This is a genomic window from Lactobacillus sp. ESL0228 (assembly GCF_003692825.1).
Lineage (GTDB): Bacteria > Bacillota > Bacilli > Lactobacillales > Lactobacillaceae > Lactobacillus.
On record NZ_REHJ01000002.1, the window covers coordinates 15,607 to 35,432 of the forward strand.

Genomic DNA, 19,826 nt, shown 5'->3' on the forward strand with positions numbered 1-19,826 from the left:
ATTTTCTCCGAAATATATTACTTTTTAATTAGATTCTCTTTTAAATCGAGATACTGTTCCAAGATATCATCATATTCATATAATTTTAGCACATCATGAACTCGTTGCACTTCCCAAGGCTTAACTGTCAAAGTATGGAAGAAAGGCCAAAAGCGAAAACTAGTAGTAAAATGTTGAATTACAGTGTCAGATTGTAAGTGATACTGTTCGTTGTAGCGTCGGGGAGCAATTTTTTTCTTTTGCGCAAAATGATTGAGTGCTGATTGATCAGGCATAAAAACAGTTCGTGTTTGTAGTAAATAGCGAATTTTACTAAATAGATTTGTGTTTCTGATTTCCACTAAATTAAGTAATAGTACCCCAGAATTAATGTAATCAAATATTTTATGTTGATGTAAGTTGTGAAAGAAGAATCGTCCCCAATAATCAAGAACCCCAACAAATTCGGTATTTGTTAAATCTTGTTGGTAAAATTCAATAAGACTCCGGCGATCGATAATGTCAGCGTCAAGATAAAGAATCTTCTCTGGCAATTGTGGAACTTCATCCGCATATAGTCTAAGCATAGCATAGGGAGTAAAATGTGTGCTCATATTAGCAAGCAGTGGCTCTTTAACGAAGAGTCCAGTACAGTCGATCAAATTTAAAGTGTTTTGTGGATTGTGCTTAATGAGAATAGTCTTGAGATAATCAGCTGCATGTTTGCTAAAAGGCTGAAACTTCTTTCGGTGACTTTGAGTGTACATTGTCAAAATATAAATGTGGAGTTCATTAGCAGCACTATTTTTTAACAAGGAAAGAATGGCGATTAAAATTCCATCTTCAGCATGATGATCACCACAAAAAAGAATATTCATTTGGAACTCCTTAAATTAAATTTTTTCATACGTATAATACTCGTAATTGCTTTGTGCTGCCCTTTTTTTCATTGTGAGATAAATTTGATCGTGCAATTTTTGTTGAGCCATCTTTTGACTAAGATGAAGATCAGAATAATACGGACCATCAAGATAAACAGTGATTTGTGGCCGCATGCCATGCTTAGGTTTTGAATAGGTTGTAGTCATGACAAAACTTGGAGCATTAAGCATAATTGGAAAGTGCATACTGGTTGAAGGAAACGGACGAATCTTAGTGTAATATGGCCAAACGTGGGCCTCAGGATAGATTACAACGACCTTATTTTTGTGAATAATATACTTTACGGCATGGATTAGGTTAGCAGTTTGTTTGACAGTCTGTCCCACTGGTAAACCAAAATAGGGTAAAACAAGTTTTCCCAAGATGGGGATGCCCCAATTAGCTTGTGAGCCAATGGCATAATATTTTCTAGCTGGAATAATACTGAGTGGTAAGATAACATCACCAAAAGGCTGGGTGTGGTTGCCATAAATAAAGTAACCTTGTTGAGCAACTGTATGAAGTTTATTTGCTCCCACTATGCGAATATCCATTATTAATTTAGTATAAATCAAGCTAATGATAGATGCAGTTGGTCGAATGATAGCAGACCAAATTTTGCTACCAAGAGAAGTAGGGAAAATTGAATAAGTATCAGATAAATGATAGTTTTGCGTGTGAGTAGTTACAACATCATCACTTAAGTAATGATAACGAAATTTTTTCTTTCCCATAAATTATCCTTTCAATACTAAATAATTTTATCATGAATTTTTAAGTTTAAAAAGAGAGGTATATTACTCAGAAAAAGAAAGTTATTACACAATGATATTTCATTTACTATAGCAAACGTTATTTGTAATTACGTTTTTTGAATTTTTGGTTTGATTTCGCTTACAATATTGCTTAGAATTATATTATGTAATTACAAAAGGAGAAAAAGATGAAATATACTATTGATGATTTTGCTCAATTAATTGATCATACAAATTTGCATGCGAACGCGACAGAAGCCGATATGAAAAAACTTTGTGATGAAGCAAAAAAATATCATTTTAAAATGGTAGCGATTAACCAAGTACAATCAAAATTTTGTGCAAAACAATTAGAACAAACAGATATTGATACTGGTGCGGCAATTAGTTTTCCATTAGGTCAAACAACTATCGCATGTAAGGTAGCAGAAACAAAGGATGCTTTATTAAACGGTGCAAATGAAATAGATTATGTGGTCAATTTAACACAAGTACGGCAGCACAACTGGACATATATTGCAGATGAAATGAACCAAATGGTTGAGTTGTGTCATACCCATCAAGTACCATGTAAAGTAATTTTTGAAAATTGTTATCTATCAAAAGATGAAATTAAGCAATTAGCTTTAATTGCCAAAAAAGTTAAACCAGATTTTATTAAAACTTCTACTGGTTTTGGTACATCAGGTGCTAAAGTAGAGGATGTTAAATTGATGAAAGAAATTGTTGGTTCAGATGTGAAAGTCAAGGCGGCTGGCGGGATTCGTAATAGCGATGATTTTTTAGCATTGATTGCAGCTGGCGCAGAAAGAATTGGCACTAGCTCTGGTATTAAAATTATAGAAGCACTAAAAAAGCGTTTCAAAGAAGATAATATTGAATCGCTTGAAATCTAATTTTTTTAATTTAAACGAAATCAGTATGAGCAAAATTAAATTTTACTCATACTGATTTTTTGATGTGGATGGTATACTGATTAAATAATGATATAAATAGAAAGTGATCGAAGTCAAATTGGCAAAAACAGGTAATCCTAAATATCAAATTATTGCTGAAGATCTTTTGCATAAAATTCAAACGGGAATTTACCCCCAAGACTCAATTATTCCACCTGAAATTGAATTGGCAAACTATTATCAAGTAAGTCGGCCAACTGTGCGGCAGGCTATTTCTACTTTAGTCAATCAAGGTTATTTAGAACGCTATCGCAAACGTGGCACAGTGGTTAAAAGAGTTAAAATTGAACAAGAGTTTACTCACTTAATTGAAAGTTACGGCAAAGAAATGAGTGCTAAGGGAATTTACCCTAAAACTAATTTACTATATTTTCAAGAAGAAAAAGCAAACGAAGAAATTAGTGTCAATTTAAATATCGAGCCACAAACGCCTATCTTTAAGTTAGTACGTCTACGTTATGCTGACGAACAGCCCATTGTTTTAGTGACAACTTATATACCGAAAATACGGGTACCAGAACTACTCAAGTATAACTTTGCTCAAGAATCTTTATATGATGTATTAGAAAAGTATAACTTGAAAGTAACACATGTCATTAGAAAACTTGAAGTAATGGAGGCTGATGAAACCACGGCTAACTTGTTAAATATTGCAGTTAAACAACCAATATTTTACTTTCATACACAGGGATTGACTGTTGATGAGCGTCCGATTGAGTATTCAATCGCCAAGTATCGTGGTGATATAAATTCGTTTGTAATTGATGTTCAACGGTAGCTTCTAAACAGTTAAATTATGCCTTGTAACTGCGCAAATAACTATTGAACAAGTTTTTTTAATAAATACAAGCTCACTTAATTTTGATGGTTGGTCAAAAAAATAAGTTTTAAAAACAAAAAAACACTGCAACAAAGCAGTGCTTTTTCTATTGATGGGTGGCCAGGGGTTCGAACCCTGGACCCACGGATTAAGAGTCCGTTGCTCTGCCAGCTGAGCTAGCCACCCATTTATTTCTGTTGACAGTTAAACATATTAGCAATTATTTTCGATTTTGGCAAGTAATTTTTGCAAAAAAGAGAATACTGGAATTAAATTCATCTTTAATTCTAGTTTAAACAGGTGATAACAAAAAAGCACCGCCTTCTCGCAGTGCTTCTTTTTAATGGGTGGCCAGGGGTTCGAACCCTGGACCCACGGATTAAGAGTCCGTTGCTCTGCCAGCTGAGCTAGCCACCCAAAATGTTATTATAAATAACCAACGAAAACTATTATGCAATTTTTTAGGTTGGATTGCAAGCTTTTTATTAAATTTCTGTGATTTTTTTGGATAATGGTCTAAAAATCAGTATAATATAGGCAAAGGAGGTTTTCAATGTCAAAGAAGATTCTCGTTGTTGACGATGAAAAACCAATTTCCGATATTATCAAATTTAATTTGACCAAGGAAGGTTTTGATGTTGACACTGCCTATGATGGCGAAGAAGCAATTAAAAAAGTTGAGGACTATGATCCCGATTTAATGATTTTAGATTTAATGCTACCCAAAAAAGATGGATTAGAGGTAGCACGTGAGGTTCGCCAAACACATGATCTACCTATTATTATGGTGACAGCTAAAGATACTGAAATTGATAAGGTTTTAGGCCTGGAAATGGGTGCGGATGATTATGTTACTAAACCATTCTCTAATCGTGAATTGGTTGCACGTGTTAAGGCTAATCTGCGTCGTCGTAGTATTGCCAAAAAGGTTGAGAGTGACAGTGATAATACTTCGACCAAAAATATCACAATTGGTAATTTAGTTATTATGCCCGATGCCTATATCGTTGAAAAGGAAGGCACCAAAATAGAGCTGACTCATCGTGAATTTGAGTTATTATATTATTTAGCGCAGCATATGGATCAGGTAATGACCAGAGAACATTTATTGCAGACAGTTTGGGGATATGATTATTTCGGCGATGTTCGGACTGTTGATGTAACTGTTCATCGTTTGCGTGAAAAAATTGAAGATAACCCAATTCAGCCCCAGATTTTGGTAACTCGCCGTGGTGTAGGCTACTATGTGAAACAGCCGAATGAAGATTAACAAAGAAAGCCCGCAAAATTATTTTAGTGTGTGGCTTTCTTTTTTAGATGAATTTTATAAATTATGAAAAAACTCAAAAAAAAGTTTAAACACTTAACGATTTCAATTAACGCAACTTTGGCAATTGTTTTCATGGCTATGATTATTGCCACAATTGAAGTTATTGGAGTATATTTTACCAGACAACTTGAACAAAATAGTATTGAAAATTTTCAATCATCAATTCAAGTATTACCAATTGTTACGAACCAGCTTTCGGAACAGTTAGTGAAAGACAATAAACATACTAATAGTAATTTGAACCGTATTGTCAACGATTATAGCAATGGTATAGGTACAATTAGTGAAATTATTGTTGTTGATAACAAGGATATTATTCGTGCAGTATCCAAACTTAATGATAAAAACCGTATAGGCCAGCGTGTCAATAATACTTTGGTTAAACAAGTCACGTCAACTGGACGTCAAGCAACTAAGGTAGTAAACGATCATGGTGATTATATGGTTCAAATTACGCCTTTAAACGCAGGAAATGGCTCAACTAACACTGTGGGTGCGATTTATGTACGAGCCTCGATGCAAGGGGTTTTTAATGATTTGCGTAATATTTCGCTAATGTTTTTGGTTACTTCCTTAGTTGCTGCGGTATTGGGCGCAATATTGTCACTAGTGGTCTCACACGCGATTACTAAACCAATCGAGGAGATGCAAAGTCAGGCATTAAATATAGCTGACGGTGATTATTCAAGTCAGGTAAAAATATATTCAAATGATGAGTTAGGCCAATTGGGGCAAGCTTTTAATACTTTGTCAGTTAGAATTGAGCGTTCGCAGGAAGAATCTGAAAGTGAGCAGCGTCGACTGGATAGTATTTTATCGCACATGAGCGATGGGGTATTGGCTATGGATCGTCATGGTAATGTTAATGTTGTAAATCAAATGGCACTTAACTTTTTAAGTATGAGTAAAGACGATATTATTAATAAACCAATTGCAACGGTTCTAGGTTTAAAGGAATCTTCACAGGATTTAATTACTAATCAAAAAGGAATTGTTATTACTATTAATGCGGGAAGCCGTGATGAGGTTATTTTGCATGCTAGTTTTTCCCTTATTAAACGGGTAACTGGTTTTGTTTCGGGGAGTGTTTGTGTTTTACATGATATTACTGAGCAACAAAAAAATGAAAATTCACAAAAACAATTTGTTTCTAATGTTTCTCATGAATTGCGAACACCCCTCACGAGTATGCATGCCTATATTGAAACTTTAAATGAAGGAGCTTGGAAAGATCCAGAAGTAGCTCCCAAGTTTTTGCAAGTTACGCAAGAAGAGACTGAACGTATGATTCGGATGATTAGCGAATTACTAAGTTTGTCTCGAATGGATCGAGGTGCGGCCAAGCTGGAATTTGAGTGGGTCAACTTTAATGATTTTGTTGCTCATATTTTGGATCGGTTTGATATGATTGTAAAATCAAATGAAAAAGAAGATAAAAAGAAGTATACAATTATCAGGCAATTAGGGACACAAGCACTATGGGTTGAAATTGATACTGATAAAATGGCGCAAGTTATCGACAATATTATGAACAATGCGATTAAATATTCTCCTAATGGAGGCATAATTACAGTTAATTTGAGCCATAAACAAGACAGAATAATTCTAAGTATTACAGATCAAGGGTTAGGAATACCGCACGAAGATTTAAATAAGATTTTTGACCGCTTTTACCGTGTAGACAAGGCACGTTCAAGAGCGCAAGGTGGCACAGGTTTAGGTTTGGCAATCGCCAAAGAGATAGTAGATAAACATCATGGTCAACTTTGGGCTAAAAGCAAAGAAGGGAAAGGCTCGACTTTTTACGTTTCTTTGCCTTATGAGCCAATGAGTGAAGGGGATGATTGGGATGAAGTCTAGGTTTAAACTAGGGGATATTTTATTACTATTAGGAACACTATTTGTTTTTATTTTATCAATTATCCTGTGGATTTTTATTATGACTAATGATCAATATTTTAGTCATATTAATCAAACTAATAACGTTACAGACCAAGAGCATAATCGTAATCGGATAGCTTCTAATTTATATATTCCTACTAGTTCATATGGTTTTAAAAATGGTCAGCTTAACCGATTATATGATTCGAAAAATAATCTATCACTGGAATTTGTTAATGAATTGAAGGATGTCAAATACCGGAATATTGAGCAAGTTAGTATTGGCCAAGAAAATTATGAACAATTTCTTAATAATCCCAAATATATTCAACTGACTTTTCCCAATGAAATTAGTGCAGATGTTCTTACAAAGAAGAAGTTAACTCAAATTAATCCAAAATTTCGGCGCATATTTATTTCAAATAATAACCATTATTTTTATTTAGGAAATGATCGAACGTTTACCATCTATCGTATTGATCTGTATAATGCTAATTTTTCACGGTTACGTAGCTTTGCGCGTAATGCACAAGGCAAGTTACCTGTCAAATTTGTCCATTTAAAAGACAACTATGAAGTTTTTTATACACAACAGCAACATTGGCGAGTTTATAGTTACTTGACCAATAGTCAAAATAATTCATATTTTGTATCGCGACTTTTAGGAACAGCTCATGTGACGGCTCGCTCAAATAAAAATGGCTGGACGACATATTCACTTAATTACTACACTAAATTACGTGTGCCACAAAATAGTACTAATCGTCATAACTTTTTATACACACGTTATGAAAAAAGTCAGGCCAAAACTGTGAGTGACCAACTTTTAGATAGTGTGGAATACGTTCATAAAATAGGTTTGAGTGAACAGGATTTACGCTACTTTGATTTTGGTGATGGTTCAGTTGACTATATTAATTATATCGAAGGGCTTCCGGTTTTTATGGATGATCACAATGTGCAAGTAAAGACAACTTTTACGCAGGATGCTGTTGAATTAGCATTTAATAATATTGATTTACAGATCCCGATTCCATTTGATGGTCAAACGCGTACATTGCCGCCTAGTGCAGAAGTAATGCAGAGTTTGATTGCTGCTGGTATGAAAAAGTCGGAAATTCAACGAGTAATCGTTGCTTTCCGCGTCGAGCAAGATAATAGTCATGATAATTTGATTAATTTGATTCCTGTATATTATGTTAAAGCTTATGACCAATGGAGAAGTGTTTCTGAATGGGGAAAGCAGAATTTTAGTAATTTAAACAAAATCAGTTCAGTAAAATCAGAAGAGGGGAAATAGGATGGATCGAAAAAGAATTGAATGGCTGATCTTTGTTATTTTCTTATTAATTGATCTTTACCTTGGATTTGAGATTTGGCGTTCACCAATTAGTTTAGGCAATACATCTGGCTTAACGACTACCAGCATTCGATCAGAGATGAGAGCAGATGGAATTGATCTTCCGCCACATATTTCACATAAACAGCAGTCGGGCTACTATTTGGCCGCTAGAAAACATGACTATCTTTCCCCCAAGGCAGATAGTTTAACAAACGTAAGCATTCACTATTCAAAAAATGATAATGAATTAACAGGTACGCCCAAAGCTCTTGTTTTATCTAGCGGTAACAAGAAAAAAACTTTGCAACAATTAGAGGATTTTAAGAACGATCCAAGAAATGTTCCTTATGGTAAACAGTTCAAATATAATCCAAGTCTATCAAGTGAAACTACATATTGCTATGTTCAAACTACAGATTATGGACCAATTTATGATAACGATGCGCAGTTAACTATTAATGTACATGCTGGTCAAATTGTTAACTATACGATTTCTTATATGGGTCCAATTAGTGCAGTTCGTGAGCCACAATTGATCATTAGTGCATGGCATGCAGTTAAAGCAATGTATACTGATCGTGAAATTGTCAATAATTCACGTGTCTTGAAGGTTAGTCTTGGTTACTCAAAATTAACAGAAGTTCGTGGTAATATAATTTTGCTTCCAACTTGGTTAATTTTAGTCGAAAATAAAACAACTAAAAATATAACGGTTAAAAGAGTTAATGCTTTCACAGCACAAATCTTGCAAGGTAGTTCGTATAATATCCAAAAAAATTAGAAAGAAGGTAGCTGTTGTGAGGGTTTCTATTTTAGCTAGTGGTTCAACTGGAAATACAAGTTTAATTGAAACAAGTCAGCATAAGATTTTAATGGATGCTGGATTATCTGGCAAAAAAATTCAGTCATTGTTAGCCAAAATCGGTGTTGATATTAATGATATTGATATGATTTTTTTGAGCCATGACCATTCTGATCATAGTAAAGGCTTGGGGGTTTTATTACGACGTTATCCTCAAATGGATGCTTTTACTAACAGTGGAACTTGGAAATATTTAAATAAAACTCAGAAAATTGGTAAGCTCCCAGTTGAACAAGTTAATATTATTGAGCCGGGGCAAACAAAAACTTTTGGTGATCTTGATGTAACAGCATTTGCAACAAGTCATGATGCGGCTGAGCCGCAGTATTATGTTTTTACTAGTGATGGAAAACGGATGGTCTTTTTAACAGATACGGGATATGTATCTCAAAGAGTAAAAAGTGTTATTACTGATGCGGATGCCTATTTAATGGAATTTAACTATGATGATATGATGTTACGCAACGGACCATATTCTTGGTCATTAAAACACCGAATTTTATCTGATGTTGGTCATTTATCAAACGTGGAAGCTGGAGAAGCCTTGCTTGATGTGGTATCAAACAAGACAGAACATATTTTTTTGGCTCATCGGAGTCAGCATAATAATACTGCAAAACTTGCCTATCAAGCTGCTAAGCAAATCTTAGTTAATGGGGATGCCTGTTTACCCAGTGATGTTAAAATTATTATGACTGATTCAGAGGAGCCAACAGACTTAATACAAATTTAACAGGTTTATTAACAACTTTTTTAAGGTTTATTGGTATATTAATCAAAGTTATCTAAAGGAGATTAAATGATGGAAAAACATAATGGGATTGTCAAAACAGCCATTGTTGGCGTAGTTGCAGGAATTATTGGTGGTGGTGTATCCTACGCTACCTTAGATCGAATCAATACCGCAAGTTTTAATAATGATGCTCAGACTAGTATTAGCTCTAACAGTGCCAAGACTTCTAAAAACAGTGCTAAGACCAGTGGGACAATGACTCCTGCTTATAATGATGTCAGAGGTGCGGTAGTATCGGTTATCAATATGAAACGTCAACGTAGCAGTAGCAACTCCTTATTCGATATTTTTGGTGATGATGAGCCTAATAAAGACAAAGGTAAGTTGCAGACTTATAGTGAGGGTTCTGGTGTAATCTACATGAAAAGTGGCAATAAGGGCTATATTGTGACTAATAATCATGTTGTTTCTGGTAGTGACAGAATCCAGGTCATGTTATCCAATGGTAAAACTGTGAACGCGCGAATTGTAGGTACAGATGCTACCACTGATTTAGCAGTCTTATCGATTGATGCCAGTCATGTTACTCAAACTGCTGAATTTGGTGATTCTAAGAGTCTACAAGCTGGTCAAACTGTAATTGCGGTCGGATCCCCTCTAGGTAGCGAATATGCCTCTACAGTTACCCAAGGAATAATTTCTGCTCCGGTACGTAACATCACAACTTCTTCAGCAAACCAGCAAACTGTTATTCAAACTGATGCGGCAATTAATCCAGGTAATTCAGGAGGAGCACTAGTTAATTCTGCCGGTCAAGTAATTGGAATTAGTTCAATGAAACTAGCACAATCTGGTGATGGCACATCTGTGGAAGGAATGGGTTTTGCTATTCCTTCTAACGAGGTCGTTACGATTGTTAATCAATTGGTTAAGAAAGGAAAGATTGTTAGACCACAATTAGGTGTTAAGGTAATTGCGCTACAAGGAATCCCAAATAGCTATCGCAAACAACTTAATATCAAATCCAATTTGAAGACGGGCATTTATATTGCTGAAGTAACGAAACGTAGTGCGGCTCAGGTAGCTGGATTAAAAACAGGTGATGTCATTGTAAAAGTTGACAACAAGTCTGTCTCTGATGTAGCATCGTTACACAGTATTTTGTATAATCATAAAGTCGGTGATAACGTTGATGTTATCGTTAATCGCAATGGTAAAGAGCTTAATTTGCATGTTAAATTGCAGGCAGATTAAGTTGAGTAGTATTTTGTAATTAGATAATAAAATAGGCTATACTGAGCGGTTTTTAATGCAAGTATAGCTTTTTTGTTAATAATTTAAATGCGAAACAATATAATGTTCGCTTTTTTAAGCTGTCAAGGCAAATGCTTTTAAGGCAAAGTTGTTAACAACTGTGGAAAACTTTGTGGATTGTGCATAAATTGATAAAATAAGCTCAAAAATGCTGTGGATAATCTGTGGATTGTGTGTAAATAATAAAACAGTAAAATTTGTTAAAATACTTATTAAGGCTTATATATTAGCTTTAAGGGATTTAAAGTTTGTAAAATTGAATAACAACAATAAATTTGTGAGTAAAAAAAGTTGTAAAAGATCAAAAAAATCAAGAACCACAAGTTAAGATAGTGTTTTATATTACAACCACAAAATGTTGATTTGTGTTTTTCACAGGTGTGGAAAAACATAGTGGAAAGATTGGGAATTGAGGGATAAAATGGCGATAAAGATAAAAATTATTTGTGTTGGTAAGCTAAAAGAAAAGTATTTTAAGGATGCAATTGCAGAATATCAGAAGCGACTCAGTCGCTTTGCCCAAATTGAAGTAATTCAGGTTCCTGATGAGCAAGCTCCTGAGAAGTTAAGTGTAGCAGAGCAAGATAAGGTTAAAGAAATTGAAGGTCAACGAATTCTACAAAAAATTAGAGATAAAGAATATGTTTTTGTTACGGCAATCAAAGGTAAGCAAAGTTCTAGTGAAGAATTTGCTCAAGAAATTAACAATTTAGCAATCTATGGTCATTCAAATATTACTTTTGTTGTTGGAGGAAGTCTCGGAACAAGTCAAGCTGTAAATGAACGTGGGGATGAATTACTAAGTTTTGGTAAATTGACATTACCTCATCAATTAATGCGAGTGGTATTAATTGAACAAATTTACCGTGCGTTCATGATTATTAGTGGTAGTCCTTATCATAAATAAAAAAGGATCAGTAAAATGATATGACCCCCAAAATTAGGACAAATTTGGGGGTCATATCAAAACGATCATTTTTTATTAAGCTAATGCAATATAAATAGGCTTAAGTTAACTATTAGCAAAATTATAATACTTATAGTCCAATCACTTACCTTAATCGGTATTTTTATAATTACTGAACGTGTTGCATTCTCATGATAGCCATGAGACTCCATTCCTTGAGCCAAGTTTTCAGCAGAATTTAGGGCTACAAGAATTGCTTTGAAATATAGAGTAGGTGACCAGAAACCAAGGTAAATACCCCGCATCATTGCAGCCGTGCGAATTTGCCTAATTGCTTGTTTAATTTGTGGCACAATGTTGAGGGCTGCTAAAACCCCATAAGCGAATTTGCTTGGTAAATGAAAATTTTGTTCGAAAGAGCGAGCCATTTGTTCGGCACTGGTATCAACTGCTACGCAATAAATTGTTAAAGTGTAGACGTAAATACGACTAGATAAGCTGAGAGCATTGGTTAAATTTGGTTGTGGCGCAAACCAATATAGGGTGGCAAAGATAGTAACTGTCGCTAGTAGTGGGGCAAACAACGTTATAAGTAAGTTTTTCAATTTAACATGCTTAATTAGTAAGTAAATAATACTGATGCTGATAATTAGGAAGTTGGTTGCCAAACTGGACTCAAAAGATATTTCTAAAGAAATAATTAATGCTAAGAGAAATTTAAAACTAGGGTTCAATGGTATACCTCATTTAGTGACATAAGTTAATTGATGATTAGCTAAAACAAGATGATAGTCACACCAACTAGCAAGGTTAGTTAATTCATGACTGATAATAAGTAGTGTTTGTTTCCTGTCTATTTGACTTTGTCTTAATAATTTCATGACTTGAAGTGCCGAGTCTTGATCAAGCCCACTGAGTGGCTCATCTAAGAGTAGTACCTTCTGGTTAGAGATTAACATTAGTAGTATTTGTAATTTCTTTTGTTGTCCACCCGAAAGAGAATAAACTACCTGATCTAGAAGTTGATCTAAATTCAAGTTTACTAAAGCTTGCTGAATTTTTTGATCAGTGAAAAAATTGTCAGAGCGTTGCTTCTTGCTCAGATTTAGTTCATCTAGTACAGTAACATTAATAAATTGATCGGTTGCTTCTTGGAAAACTTGCCCAACTTGCCGTAAATATTTGCGGGGCGAAAGTTGACAAATTTCTTGTTTGTTAAAAGTTAAGTTGCCTTCATAAGGTAGCATTTGGGTTAATGCTTCAAATAGTGAGGTTTTTCCTGCGCCGTTTGCCCCAGTAATTAATGTTGTTTTGCCAGCAATAATTTGTAATTCGTGTTGGGATAATAATAATCGATTTTGTTTGATTTCAGTATTGGCGAAAGTAAAGCAACTACTTTCATGCACTGGAATGGAGAAAGAATAGGTAGGATGTTGATCATTAGTGTGCAGTAGCAGCTTTTTTTCTTTTTCTTTTAGTTTGACAATCGTTTTATCACGAAACTGAAACAAGTTGTCGCAAATTCCGACATAATCACTAAGAATGTGATCGCTAAGAAAGATTGTTTTGCCTAAATCACGCAGATGAGCCAATTTGGTAATTAAGAATTTACGAGTGGTGGGATCGCAACTAGCGAAAGGCTCATCCAATAAAAAAACATCAACATCCATTGCTACAAGTACTGCCAGGGCAACACGCTGCTGTTCGCCTCCTGACATAGTATTAATTTTTTGATCAAGTAAATGGCTAATCCCGGCAAAATTGACAGCTTGTTGTAATCTTGTTGGGTATTTCTCACGACTAATTTGTAAGTTTTCTAAAGCAAAAACAATTTCCTCTCGAGGAGTTGCCATTGTAAATTGTTCACTAGCTTTTTGAAACATCATCGCAGTTTGAAGGTTATCCAAGTTAATCGAACCACTAATTGTACCGGCATATTTAGGATAGAGTTGTGCTAGTATTTTTAAAAAGGTTGATTTGCCACATCCTGAGGGTCCAATTAATAGCGAAAATTCACCTGTTGGGATGGATAAATTAGTTTGTTCTAAAATAGTATTTTGTTTATCATATGAAAAAGTCAAATTTTTACTTGTAATCAATTTTATCCTCAATATAAAAAAAGCCATCATAACCAAAAGGGTCTGACGACATGAAATCATTAATTTTCCCTTCGCTGGTATTAACCATAGCAGGTTCAGCGGGTATATTCTCAGCCTCTTGGCACCCCGATAATTGATTTCATTATATCTAAAAGCAGGTTTACTGTCTAGTAGAAGAAATTTTTTATAATGGGATAGTTATTGACCAGTAGGATAAAATTCATTAATATATAATAAAATTATAAAGCAGTCACTATTTAAAGAAGGTGAATTTATGGTAGCGTTTAAACTAGAACAATATTTAGCAAGTGTTCTGGATGCTGTGGATGTTGATTCAAATGAAGTACAATTAAAGGTAGGAAATAGCAGTTTTGATATCTTTACAGCTTATCTTGAAAACCGTAATGCAGGTATACACAGGTATCAGACTACCAATACTACTATTCTTTACGAAATTACTGGTAAAACCAAGATTAGAAATAATGGCCGTGAGTTAAAGTTAGGGCCAGGAAATATCATGATTTTGCGACGTAAGTGTGAGTACGATGTGCAAACACAACTAAAAGGAAATGTGTTACTAAAACTTGAATTTAATTCTAATTTAAATTTTAAAACCTTTTTGATTAACGCAGGTGTACTTGATCCAAGCGAACGAAATGTAATCAATAATGTCCACGATGCTTTAAAAACAAGACAATTACTTTATATAAAAAGTTCACCAATCTCGAAACCAGCACAATTACTTAAAGAAATTATTGATGAATATCTAAATCAAAATATGTTTACCCAAAGCATGATTATTGCACAATTAAGCATACTTTTCATAACGACTATTAGAAACCGTGATTTAATAGTAATTCCTGATACTATTCAAGAATTTGCGCCTACTACGCTAGAGCAATATATTGATGATAATTATGCAAAGGTAACGCTTGCCCAAGCTGCTCAATATTTCGGTTTTAACACTAATTATTTTTCTAGTTTAGTAAAACAAAAAACTGGTAAAAGTTTTGTTGAACACGTTGATGAAAGAAGAATGCAAGAAGCTCGTAATTTGCTTGCTCGACCGGATATTTCGATTAAAGAGATTATTGCCCGTGTTGGTTATAGTGGGAAGTCCTTTTTTTATAAGAAGTTTAATGAGTATTACCATGAAACTCCAGTGCAAATGCGGACAGAATTGTTCCGGCAGGCTAATATTAATTTAAAATGATTACTGGGAACTAATAAGCTATCAAGAAAATTACTTGCTAGCAATTTTGAAATTTTAAATATACTGACTAACTAAAAATGAGGTGTTTCGAGTATATAACTCAAGACACCTCATTTAGTTGTTTAATTAATAAAATTACATTTTTTCTAACCGCTTAATACGTTCTTCTGTTGGAGGATGTGTGTCAAATAAATGAGAAACTCCCTTTTTGTTTAACGGATTTTCGATATACATTCCAGCACTACTAGGATCTGCTTTTTTCATTGGGTCAGAACCTTCAATTTTCTCTAATGCAGAAATTAAGCCTTGGGGGTTACGTGTTAACTCAACTGAAGATGCATCAGCTAAGTATTCACGGTTACGTGATAAAGCCATTTGTGCCAAACTGGCACAAAGTGGCCCTAAGATAAGGACAAAAAGAATTGCAACAACTTTAAAAACTACCTCTAACCCATTACTCGAATTGGTATCACGGTCATCGTCATCAATCCACCAGATGTAACGACTGGCAATTCCTGATAAGAAGGAAATTACACCTACTAAGACAGCCGCAATTGTTGAAACCATAATATCGTAATTACGGATATGTGAAATTTCGTGCCCTAGCACACCTTCAAGTTCTTCACGGTTCATTAAATCAAGTAAACCTTGTGTTACTGCAACAGCAGAATGATTAGGGTCACGTCCCGTGGCAAAAGCATTTGGGCTTTGATCATTAATAATGAAAACGCGTGGCATTGGGACTTTACCGACCATGGCCATATCTTGAACAACATGCCACAATTCAGGGTGATCTTGTTCACTTATTTCTTGAGCATGGTTTAGACTCATCACCATATTTGCTGGATTAGGTAGAACAATTAACATGTAAATTACACTAAAAAACAAAGCAATAATTAACCCTAAAATTGGTCGGTTGCCAAAAATGTATCCTAATCCAGCACCAACTAATGCAAGAATGATAATAAATAAAGTCATTATCCAAACTGTTTTGCGCTTATTGCGGGCAATTTGTTGAAATAACATAAGAATTATCCTGCCGCTTAAAACTTAACTTTTGGTACTTCTTTTTCCGCTTCACTTGTTTGTAAATAATCAACTTTCTTAAAGCCATGAATATGAGCAACTAGATTCGACGGAAAAGTTAGAATTTTTTGATCATAAAGAGCTGCCGATGAATTATAGAGCTGCCGCGAATAAGCAATTTTATTTTCGGTATTGGTCAATTCCTCCTGTAATTTTAGGAAGTTCTGGTTAGCCTTTAAGTCAGGATAATTTTCTGACAAAGCAAAGATAGTCTTTAAAGCATCAGAAATTTGATTAGAAACTTTTAATGTTTGAGTATGATCATTAGTAGGAACATTATTTAGTTGATTTCGCAGTTGAACGACGTTCTCAAGGGTTTCTTTTTCATGTTTGGCGTAGCCTTTAGTTGTTTCCACTAAATTGGGAATTAAGTCATTACGTCGTTTTAACTGTACGTCAATTTGGCTCCACGATTCATCGATGTAGACCTTGGATTTTTGCAAACTATTATAAATAGTAATATAAATGGCAATTAATAAAACAAGGATAACGACAATTATCCAAAATAAGCTGAATGATAAACTAAACATTACTTTTCCTCCTTAATAAGTATTTAATCAATTATAACTGATTATATGTTATTTGAATACAAAAGTGATTACTGATAAATAGTTTTTAAATAAGTAATAATAACCAACCGACTATTGTTAAAATAATTAAACTAATTAGTTGCATAATTAGCCATTTTTTGAAAAATTCACTTCTGGAAACGGTAGCGTTTTGGGTAAAAGTTTTTAAGACAAGCATATTAGCCATTGATCCGATTGGTGAACCGAAACCACCAATGTTAGAACCTAAAAAGAGAGCTTTAGCGTATGGTGTGAATTTTCCTACTAAAATAGTTGCTGGAACGTTGCTGATAATTTGACTAGAAAGAATTGAGGTAAAATATGTCGATTGTTCCGAATTAATCATCGTATGGATAAGGGTGACAATGATTGGGATCTGTTGAATATCACTAATAAAAATAAAGAAGCAGGTAAAGGTTAAAAGTAGGGCATAGTCAATTTTCAGTAAGATTCGTGGATTGATTACAAGGGCTAAAATAATAGCAATGATCATAGGAATTACAATGTTGATAATCTTGAAAACACCCAAAAAGAATAAGGCAAAAACGATTGTAGTTATAATAGTAGGACGTACACTAATATTGATTGGCTTAATATCTTGTCTTGGAATTTGTTTACGTGGAATAAAATAAAAAATAATCAAGGAAATTAATACTGATGCCAGTAAATAAGGTAATGACCATGAAAAAAATTCAAACGCGCCAACCGAATATTTGCTAACCAAAAAAATGTTATGTGGATTACCCCAAGGTGTAAATGCTGCCCCAATATTTGCTCCCATCCCAATTAAGGTGACCGGCAAAATTTGTGGCAGTTTGCAACGTTTAGCAATGTTTAAGTATAGCGGAATCAATGTAAGTGCCGTTATATCATTTCCCAGAAACATCCCAGAAATAATTGCAAGTAATGTAAACAGAATATTTAACTTTTGCATATTATCAGCGACGCTGGTAAGTTTATATGCCAGAACATCAAGTACATGTAAGTAGGCGTAAATTTGGATGATGATTAGCATTGTTGTGATTGAAAATATCGTATGCAAATTGATATCCTCAATTCGCGGTCTAGCAAAAAACAGACTAATAATTGTTACCACAATAGTAATTTGCAAGATTCTGTCACTAAAAATCTTTTTTAAGCTGGACATAAAATGTCCCCTTTCACAAGTTATATTCATCTATGTATCGCTATATACATTTTGAGCTTTTTTTTGTTTGTTAGCAATAACAAAATTCTATGGTAACAAAAAATGTGATACTGTAAACATAAACTTTGACTTGATTGTGTAATATAGCATATACTCATGGAAATGGTAAAGATTAGGAGGAAATGAAGATGGAAAACTCTAAATCGATTAAAATAAACATCAAATCCAGTGCTGCTGATAAAATCAGGTCACAAGTAAAGACTGGACAAGTTGTTTTATTAGCATTAAACGATGGTTCTAATAAATATTCTGATGTTGGTGGTACCTGTACGATTGGTGCTAACTTTCAGTTAGTCATGGTTGACCAACCAGACCCTGACTTTACAATAAAGATTGATAATAATGCTGGATTAGATTTATATACTAGCCCAGCTGAAATGCAGTTTTTAGATGGTGGATTGGTCATTGATGAAAAGAACGCTACAATCAGCCTTTCTGATGATAGTGGTGTAATTGATGGCGCTGTTACAATTAATGAATATAAGTAAAAATATTATGGCAGACTAAATATCTGCTTTTTTGCTGCTTCAAATTTAGAGTAGAAGCGGAATCGGCCTAGCCTTGCTTGATTATACTTTCCGTGGTAAACTATAAAAGATTTTCGAAAATCTGAAAGGAAGTATAGTACTATGCGTAAAGGTGAAAACTATAATACTGGTTGTGAACCAAACCAAAGACCTAAAAACAAGAAGAATGGTAAAAAGCGCGTTGCTCATGTAGCAGCAGTTGTTGCTTTCTTGAACAAGGCTAAAGCAGACGAAAATAAATAGTTTGCGCTAATTAAAAAAAGGTGGATTACATCTGTAATCCACCTTTTTTTATGGACACAAGTTGGTTAAAATGAAGCTAAGATTAATGACAATATTTGCCTTAAAGGAGATATCTTAAAGTGAAATTTCAATGTAGCGCATGCGGTCTTCGACTTAATTCCAATCATTTTAAACACCAAGGACTAATGAACCCAAAATTAACTAGTATCTGTGATCAATGCCTTCAACGTGGAGGAAAAGCCGAAGATTTTGGTAATGCGACAATTGCGATTTTTGCGCAAGCTTTGCTATATACATTTGTGGGCCAAAATAATGAGGATCAAGAACTGAAATTTTTAGTTCATTCAAAAGATGAACGTAAGCGCTACGAGTCTTTTATTCAAGATTATGATGGTAATGAACTGGCACAGCAACAACTTGGCCGGCAAGAATTTAATCAAGCTGTCATCGATAGTGAGGTAGGAAAAACTGAATTTATTCCACAATTAAATCTTACTTTTGCTGAAAATTTAAATAAATTAGGATTAAAAGTTGATTTCAAATTAAATGAAGTTGACTTTATTGATCGTGAACGTATACGGGCTAAATACCATTACCGCTGTCAGTATTGTGGCCGGCGAGGGCGTAGCGTGGACCATAAGGATCCGGTATCTTTATCACATAATAATGATTTTGACAATTTAATCTTGTCTTGTCAGGAATGCAATCGGATTAAATCTAACATGCCCTATAAGCTCTTTATCAAATTGAATGATCAAATCTCGCAACTTAATCAAAAACTGGTTAAATATGAAAATGCTCTAGCAACCCTTAGGAGTGAATTTGAGCAAAAGCGGCGCAGCATAGCGGCAACAATGCATCTTAAAGGTGTTGTTGATGATCCGGAATTAACTCAAATGCGTAAGCAAAATAAAAAATTGCAGGATGCTATTGATAGTTTAAGTAGTGATTATGATGAATTACGAAATTTGCGTGAGCAACACTTTAATACTGGCTGGAAGTTATTACAGGAGAATTCTAAAGAGGATATCATTTAAGTGTTCAAATAAGCTTATAATTAAAACATAAGAAAGAAGGTATAA

The 19,826-nt window shown here is 34.3% G+C and carries 20 protein-coding genes, 2 tRNA genes and 1 riboswitch; of the genes, 13 read left to right on the forward strand and 9 right to left on the reverse strand.

Going from position 1 to position 19,826, the window contains the following annotated elements:
- Positions 1-17: 17 nt before the first annotated feature.
- Both F5ESL0228_RS00355 and F5ESL0228_RS00360 read right to left on the reverse strand, forming a co-directional pair.
- Positions 18-857: a glycosyltransferase gene (locus F5ESL0228_RS00355; protein ID WP_122022496.1), complete on the reverse strand. Its 840-nt coding sequence runs from the start codon at positions 855-857 to the stop codon at positions 18-20.
- Positions 858-872: 15 nt separating this feature from the next.
- On the reverse strand, positions 873-1,634 hold the full coding sequence (locus F5ESL0228_RS00360; RefSeq protein WP_122022497.1) for a 1-acyl-sn-glycerol-3-phosphate acyltransferase: 762 nt from the start codon (positions 1,632-1,634) through the stop codon (positions 873-875).
- A 209-nt stretch (positions 1,635-1,843) separates the two neighbouring features.
- Between F5ESL0228_RS00360 and deoC the strand changes: the two genes are divergently transcribed.
- Both deoC and F5ESL0228_RS00370 read left to right on the forward strand, forming a co-directional pair.
- Positions 1,844-2,551, forward strand: coding sequence for a deoxyribose-phosphate aldolase (gene deoC / locus F5ESL0228_RS00365; protein WP_122022498.1), 708 nt, complete (start codon positions 1,844-1,846; stop codon positions 2,549-2,551).
- Between the two features lie 118 nt (positions 2,552-2,669).
- Positions 2,670-3,389: a GntR family transcriptional regulator gene (locus F5ESL0228_RS00370; protein WP_122022523.1), complete on the forward strand. Its 720-nt coding sequence runs from the start codon at positions 2,670-2,672 to the stop codon at positions 3,387-3,389.
- A gap of 155 nt (positions 3,390-3,544) precedes the next feature.
- On the opposite strand, the gene F5ESL0228_RS00375 is transcribed toward F5ESL0228_RS00370, so the two are convergent.
- Both F5ESL0228_RS00375 and F5ESL0228_RS00380 read right to left on the reverse strand, forming a co-directional pair.
- A tRNA-Lys gene (locus F5ESL0228_RS00375) sits at positions 3,545-3,617 on the reverse strand.
- Positions 3,618-3,775: 158 nt separating this feature from the next.
- A tRNA-Lys gene (locus tag F5ESL0228_RS00380) sits at positions 3,776-3,848 on the reverse strand.
- Between the two features lie 136 nt (positions 3,849-3,984).
- On the opposite strand from F5ESL0228_RS00380, the gene yycF reads away from it, so the two are divergent.
- The 7 genes from yycF (at position 3,985) to rlmH (ending at position 11,800) form a co-directional block, all read left to right on the forward strand.
- The gene (yycF, locus tag F5ESL0228_RS00385) at positions 3,985-4,701 is read left to right on the forward strand and encodes a response regulator YycF (protein WP_122017590.1); all 717 of its coding nucleotides are present in this window, start codon (positions 3,985-3,987) and stop codon (positions 4,699-4,701) included.
- A 63-nt stretch (positions 4,702-4,764) separates the two neighbouring features.
- The gene (gene walK, locus F5ESL0228_RS00390; RefSeq protein ID WP_122017591.1) at positions 4,765-6,621 is read left to right on the forward strand and encodes a cell wall metabolism sensor histidine kinase WalK; all 1,857 of its coding nucleotides are present in this window, start codon (positions 4,765-4,767) and stop codon (positions 6,619-6,621) included.
- Positions 6,611-7,942 carry a hypothetical protein gene (locus F5ESL0228_RS00395; RefSeq protein WP_122022499.1) on the forward strand — a complete coding sequence of 444 codons (1,332 nt, stop codon included), beginning with the start codon at positions 6,611-6,613 and terminating at the stop codon, positions 7,940-7,942. Before walK ends, F5ESL0228_RS00395 begins: the two co-directional genes overlap by 11 nt.
- A gap of 1 nt (position 7,943) precedes the next feature.
- Complete coding sequence (locus F5ESL0228_RS00400; RefSeq protein ID WP_122017593.1) at positions 7,944-8,765, forward strand: two-component system regulatory protein YycI; 822 nt, start codon at positions 7,944-7,946, stop codon at positions 8,763-8,765.
- A gap of 16 nt (positions 8,766-8,781) precedes the next feature.
- The gene (locus tag F5ESL0228_RS00405) at positions 8,782-9,579 is read left to right on the forward strand and encodes an MBL fold metallo-hydrolase (RefSeq protein ID WP_122017594.1); all 798 of its coding nucleotides are present in this window, start codon (positions 8,782-8,784) and stop codon (positions 9,577-9,579) included.
- Between the two features lie 69 nt (positions 9,580-9,648).
- Positions 9,649-10,833 (forward strand): S1C family serine protease, encoded by a 1,185-nt coding sequence (locus F5ESL0228_RS00410; RefSeq protein WP_233553485.1) that lies wholly within the window; start codon positions 9,649-9,651, stop codon positions 10,831-10,833.
- 487 nt (positions 10,834-11,320) lie between these two features.
- A complete protein-coding gene (rlmH, locus tag F5ESL0228_RS00415) occupies positions 11,321-11,800 on the forward strand; it encodes a 23S rRNA (pseudouridine(1915)-N(3))-methyltransferase RlmH (RefSeq protein WP_122017641.1) in 480 nt (159 codons plus the stop codon).
- A gap of 80 nt (positions 11,801-11,880) precedes the next feature.
- On the opposite strand, the gene F5ESL0228_RS00420 is transcribed toward rlmH, so the two are convergent.
- Together F5ESL0228_RS00420 and F5ESL0228_RS00425 are read right to left on the reverse strand one after the other, a co-directional pair.
- On the reverse strand, positions 11,881-12,534 hold the full coding sequence (locus F5ESL0228_RS00420) for an energy-coupling factor transporter transmembrane protein EcfT (RefSeq protein WP_122022500.1): 654 nt from the start codon (positions 12,532-12,534) through the stop codon (positions 11,881-11,883).
- A gap of 9 nt (positions 12,535-12,543) precedes the next feature.
- A complete protein-coding gene (locus F5ESL0228_RS00425; RefSeq protein ID WP_122022524.1) occupies positions 12,544-13,926 on the reverse strand; it encodes an ATP-binding cassette domain-containing protein in 1,383 nt (460 codons plus the stop codon).
- A 22-nt stretch (positions 13,927-13,948) separates the two neighbouring features.
- A riboswitch (TPP riboswitch) is annotated at positions 13,949-14,038 on the reverse strand.
- Between the two features lie 135 nt (positions 14,039-14,173).
- On the opposite strand from F5ESL0228_RS00425, the gene F5ESL0228_RS00430 reads away from it, so the two are divergent.
- The gene (locus tag F5ESL0228_RS00430) at positions 14,174-15,112 is read left to right on the forward strand and encodes a helix-turn-helix transcriptional regulator (RefSeq protein WP_122022501.1); all 939 of its coding nucleotides are present in this window, start codon (positions 14,174-14,176) and stop codon (positions 15,110-15,112) included.
- A 135-nt stretch (positions 15,113-15,247) separates the two neighbouring features.
- Here F5ESL0228_RS00430 and htpX read toward each other — a convergent pair whose 3' ends face one another.
- The 3 genes from htpX to F5ESL0228_RS00445 all read right to left on the reverse strand — a co-directional run bounded on the left by htpX (position 15,248) and on the right by F5ESL0228_RS00445 (position 17,914).
- The gene (htpX, locus tag F5ESL0228_RS00435) at positions 15,248-16,138 is read right to left on the reverse strand and encodes a zinc metalloprotease HtpX (RefSeq protein ID WP_122022502.1); all 891 of its coding nucleotides are present in this window, start codon (positions 16,136-16,138) and stop codon (positions 15,248-15,250) included.
- Between the two features lie 17 nt (positions 16,139-16,155).
- Complete coding sequence (locus tag F5ESL0228_RS00440) at positions 16,156-16,728, reverse strand: LemA family protein (protein WP_122017599.1); 573 nt, start codon at positions 16,726-16,728, stop codon at positions 16,156-16,158.
- 85 nt (positions 16,729-16,813) lie between these two features.
- Positions 16,814-17,914, reverse strand: a complete 1,101-nt coding sequence (locus F5ESL0228_RS00445; protein WP_122017600.1) for an SLC13 family permease — start codon at positions 17,912-17,914, stop codon at positions 16,814-16,816.
- 188 nt (positions 17,915-18,102) lie between these two features.
- Between F5ESL0228_RS00445 and F5ESL0228_RS00450 the strand changes: the two genes are divergently transcribed.
- From F5ESL0228_RS00450 to F5ESL0228_RS00460, 3 genes are all read left to right on the forward strand, one after another.
- A complete protein-coding gene (locus tag F5ESL0228_RS00450) occupies positions 18,103-18,462 on the forward strand; it encodes an iron-sulfur cluster biosynthesis family protein (RefSeq protein ID WP_122017601.1) in 360 nt (119 codons plus the stop codon).
- Between the two features lie 141 nt (positions 18,463-18,603).
- Complete coding sequence (locus F5ESL0228_RS00455) at positions 18,604-18,744, forward strand: hypothetical protein (protein WP_090094091.1); 141 nt, start codon at positions 18,604-18,606, stop codon at positions 18,742-18,744.
- Between the two features lie 119 nt (positions 18,745-18,863).
- The gene (locus tag F5ESL0228_RS00460; protein WP_122022503.1) at positions 18,864-19,781 is read left to right on the forward strand and encodes an HNH endonuclease; all 918 of its coding nucleotides are present in this window, start codon (positions 18,864-18,866) and stop codon (positions 19,779-19,781) included.
- Positions 19,782-19,826 lie beyond the last annotated feature (45 nt).

Excerpts from the sequence above, each read along its gene's own strand:
- F5ESL0228_RS00425 (WP_122022524.1), bottom strand. The coding sequence starts at position 13,926 with ATGGCTTTTTTTATATTGAGGATAAAATTGATTACAAGTAAAAATTTG.
- F5ESL0228_RS00360 (WP_122022497.1), bottom strand. The coding sequence starts at position 1,634 with ATGGGAAAGAAAAAATTTCGTTATCATTACTTAAGTGATGATGTTGTA.
- yycF (WP_122017590.1), top strand. The coding sequence starts at position 3,985 with ATGTCAAAGAAGATTCTCGTTGTTGACGATGAAAAACCAATTTCCGAT.
- deoC (WP_122022498.1), top strand. The coding sequence starts at position 1,844 with ATGAAATATACTATTGATGATTTTGCTCAATTAATTGATCATACAAAT.
- F5ESL0228_RS00430 (WP_122022501.1), top strand. The coding sequence starts at position 14,174 with ATGGTAGCGTTTAAACTAGAACAATATTTAGCAAGTGTTCTGGATGCT.
- F5ESL0228_RS00395 (WP_122022499.1), top strand. The coding sequence starts at position 6,611 with ATGAAGTCTAGGTTTAAACTAGGGGATATTTTATTACTATTAGGAACA.
- F5ESL0228_RS00355 (WP_122022496.1), bottom strand. The coding sequence starts at position 857 with ATGAATATTCTTTTTTGTGGTGATCATCATGCTGAAGATGGAATTTTA.
- F5ESL0228_RS00410 (WP_233553485.1), top strand. The coding sequence starts at position 9,649 with ATGGAAAAACATAATGGGATTGTCAAAACAGCCATTGTTGGCGTAGTT.
- F5ESL0228_RS00445 (WP_122017600.1), bottom strand. The coding sequence starts at position 17,914 with ATGTCCAGCTTAAAAAAGATTTTTAGTGACAGAATCTTGCAAATTACT.
- walK (WP_122017591.1), top strand. The coding sequence starts at position 4,765 with ATGAAAAAACTCAAAAAAAAGTTTAAACACTTAACGATTTCAATTAAC.
- F5ESL0228_RS00450 (WP_122017601.1), top strand. The coding sequence starts at position 18,103 with ATGGAAAACTCTAAATCGATTAAAATAAACATCAAATCCAGTGCTGCT.
- F5ESL0228_RS00455 (WP_090094091.1), top strand. The coding sequence starts at position 18,604 with ATGCGTAAAGGTGAAAACTATAATACTGGTTGTGAACCAAACCAAAGA.
- F5ESL0228_RS00440 (WP_122017599.1), bottom strand. The coding sequence starts at position 16,728 with ATGTTTAGTTTATCATTCAGCTTATTTTGGATAATTGTCGTTATCCTT.
- F5ESL0228_RS00400 (WP_122017593.1), top strand. The coding sequence starts at position 7,944 with ATGGATCGAAAAAGAATTGAATGGCTGATCTTTGTTATTTTCTTATTA.
- htpX (WP_122022502.1), bottom strand. The coding sequence starts at position 16,138 with ATGTTATTTCAACAAATTGCCCGCAATAAGCGCAAAACAGTTTGGATA.